Source organism: Bacteroides sp. (assembly GCF_019417265.1).
Classification (GTDB): domain Bacteria; phylum Bacteroidota; class Bacteroidia; order Bacteroidales; family Bacteroidaceae; genus Phocaeicola.
The window spans coordinates 1-2,269 of sequence record NZ_DXVR01000175.1 but is presented as its reverse complement, the minus strand read 5'-3'; the positions used below and the strand labels follow the sequence as shown (position 1 = coordinate 2,269).

General features: G+C 43.4%; 5 protein-coding genes and 1 pseudogene. 5 read left to right on the top strand and 1 reads right to left on the bottom strand.

The window, feature by feature from the left end:
* On the bottom strand, nucleotides 1–136 hold a 136-nt coding region (locus QZ379_RS12800; RefSeq protein ID WP_366933626.1), incomplete at its 3' end, for a DUF6783 domain-containing protein.
* Nucleotides 137–324: 188 nt separating this feature from the next.
* Between QZ379_RS12800 and rpmG the strand changes: the two genes are divergently transcribed.
* The 5 genes and pseudogenes from rpmG to QZ379_RS12615 all read left to right on the top strand — a co-directional run.
* Nucleotides 325–498 carry a 50S ribosomal protein L33 gene (gene rpmG, locus QZ379_RS12630; RefSeq protein WP_154780181.1) on the top strand — a complete coding sequence of 58 codons (174 nt, stop codon included), beginning with the start codon at nucleotides 325–327 and terminating at the stop codon, nucleotides 496–498.
* Between the two features lie 52 nt (nucleotides 499–550).
* The gene (gene secE, locus QZ379_RS12795) at nucleotides 551–760 is read left to right on the top strand and encodes a preprotein translocase subunit SecE (protein WP_008705380.1); all 210 of its coding nucleotides are present in this window, start codon (nucleotides 551–553) and stop codon (nucleotides 758–760) included.
* A 15-nt stretch (nucleotides 761–775) separates the two neighbouring features.
* A complete protein-coding gene (nusG, locus tag QZ379_RS12625) occupies nucleotides 776–1,291 on the top strand; it encodes a transcription termination/antitermination protein NusG (protein ID WP_008705379.1) in 516 nt (171 codons plus the stop codon).
* Between the two features lie 70 nt (nucleotides 1,292–1,361).
* Nucleotides 1,362–1,787, top strand: coding sequence for a 50S ribosomal protein L11 (gene rplK / locus QZ379_RS12620; RefSeq protein WP_008705378.1), 426 nt, complete (start codon nucleotides 1,362–1,364; stop codon nucleotides 1,785–1,787).
* Between the two features lie 61 nt (nucleotides 1,788–1,848).
* Nucleotides 1,849–2,269: pseudogene (locus tag QZ379_RS12615) on the top strand (50S ribosomal protein L1); the annotation flags it as partial.

Here is a 2,269-nt window from a genome sequence, read left to right as displayed (position 1 = left end):
CGTAGCGGGCTACGGCAACTGAATTCGGGTGAAATATCCCGCAAAGTGGGGCGTGTAGATTGCGGGAATGATTTTTCAGACACACTCTATGGCAGATTGAAGAAAAGGATATGGGTATTTTCAGAAGAAATACCATACGGCGTCGGATAGCTGCGTTTCCTGTAAAAAATATGCGATGAAATATAGGCATAAATAATAAGAAAAGACTTGACTTAGGCATGCCATGTGTGATAAACTTGACAAGCGACATGGAAGTTAGGTCTTTTTTTTATGCCCGAAAAGATGACGGATACATCGTCCGGCATGAGGAAAATGACCATGCAAATGAAAACACTGGAGGTGGAAGTTGTGCGCGTTAAGATTACATTAGCATGTACCGAGTGCAAGCAGCGTAACTACAATATGACTAAGGAGAAAAAGAACCATCCTGAGAGAATGGAAACTCAGAAATATTGTAAGTTCTGCCGCAAACACACTCTGCATAAGGAAACAAAGTAATCCAAGGTAACTGGACGAAACAGTTACTCACAGAGAATTGTGAGGTCAGGCTATGCAAGGAAATGAAAAATCTGCTGGCAAGAGCCAGAAGAAGAGTTGGTTTCAGGGACTTCAGTCAGAATTCAGGAAGATTGTCTGGACAGACCGCAATGAACTGATTAAGCAGACTATCGTGGTAGTTTGCGTGTCGATCGTGCTTTGCGTACTGATCAGCGTCATGGATTCATTTATTCTCGAAGGCATTAATCTTTTAATGAAATAAGGATAAGGTGATTGTATGTCAGAAGCGAAATGGTATGTTGTTCATACTTATTCCGGGTATGAGAACAAAGTAAAAGTCGATATTGAAAAAACCATCGAAAACAGACACCTGGAAGACCAGATCCTTGAAGTTCGTGTTCCGCTGCAGGAAGTGGCTGAGCTGAAAAACGGGGCTCTGAAACAGGTTCAGAAGAAAATGTTTCCTGGCTATGTACTTCTCAACATGGTTATGAATGACGATACATGGTATGTTGTCCGTAACACCAGAGGTGTGACAGGCTTCGTTGGACCAGGGTCCAAGCCGGTACCGTTGACCGAGGAAGAGATGCTTCCTCTTGGTATCAAGAAAGAGGAAATTCAGGTCGATTTCGCAGAGGGTGATACAGTTGTTGTCACAGGCGGTGCCTGGAAAGATACCGTTGGTGTTATCACTGCCCTTAATGTGCAGAAACAGACAGCAACGATCAATGTTGAACTTTTCGGCCGCGAAACGCCGGTAGAAATTAGTTTCGCAGAAATCAAACAGATGTAACAAGCAAAGGTAACAATATCGTGGGAGGGACCATAAACCCCCGCCAATACCACATAGGAGGTGCCGAAAAATGGCAAAGAAAGTAACAGGATATATCAAATTACAGATTCCGGCTGGTAAAGCAACTCCAGCACCACCTGTAGGTCCAGCTCTTGGACAGCACGGTGTAAATATCGTTCAGTTCACAAAAGAGTTCAATGCAAGAACAGCAGATCAGGGAGACTTAATCATTCCTGTAGTTATCACTGTTTATGCAGACAGAAGTTTCAGCTTCATAACCAAAACTCCGCCGGCTGCAGTTCTTCTTAAGAAAGCTGCTAAGATCAAATCAGGTTCCGGCGTACCGAACAAGACAAAAGTTGCTAAGGTTACTAAAGCTCAGGTTCAGGAAATCGCTGAACTTAAGATGAAAGACTTAAATGCAGCATCCCTTGAAGCAGCTATGAGCATGATCGCTGGTACTGCAAGAAGTATGGGAATCGAAGTAGTTGATTAATTTTAATATTAAATAGTAAGTGGGAGGGCGTTCCCCGCAAATACCACAGGAGGTTATAGAAATGAAACGAGGAAAGAAATACGTGGAAGCTGCCAAAGCAGTAGACCGCGCTACATTATATGATACCGCAGAAGCTATCAGCTTAGTTAAAAAAGCTGCAGTTGCTAAATTTGACGAAACTATCGAAGTTCATATCCGTACAGGCTGCGATGGACGTCATGCAGACCAGCAGATTCGTGGTGCAGTAGTTCTGCCACATGGTACTGGTAAAAAAGTTCGTGTTTTAGTATTCGCTAAAGATGCTAAAGCTGAAGAAGCAAAAGCAGCAGGTGCTGAATTCGTAGGAGCTGAGGATCTTATTCCGAAGATCCAGAACGAAGGATGGTTAGACTTTGACGTTGTTGTTGCAACTCCAGATATGATGGGTGTTGTAGGTCGTCTTGGTCGTGTACTTGGACCGAAAGGTTTAATGCCAAACCCGA

Bases quoted from the DNA above. Each gene is read 5' to 3' on its own strand.
- rpmG (WP_154780181.1), top strand. From the start codon at position 325: ATGAAAACACTGGAGGTGGAAGTTGTGCGCGTTAAGATTACATTAGCA.
- secE (WP_008705380.1), top strand. From the start codon at position 551: ATGCAAGGAAATGAAAAATCTGCTGGCAAGAGCCAGAAGAAGAGTTGG.
- nusG (WP_008705379.1), top strand. From the start codon at position 776: ATGTCAGAAGCGAAATGGTATGTTGTTCATACTTATTCCGGGTATGAG.
- rplK (WP_008705378.1), top strand. From the start codon at position 1,362: ATGGCAAAGAAAGTAACAGGATATATCAAATTACAGATTCCGGCTGGT.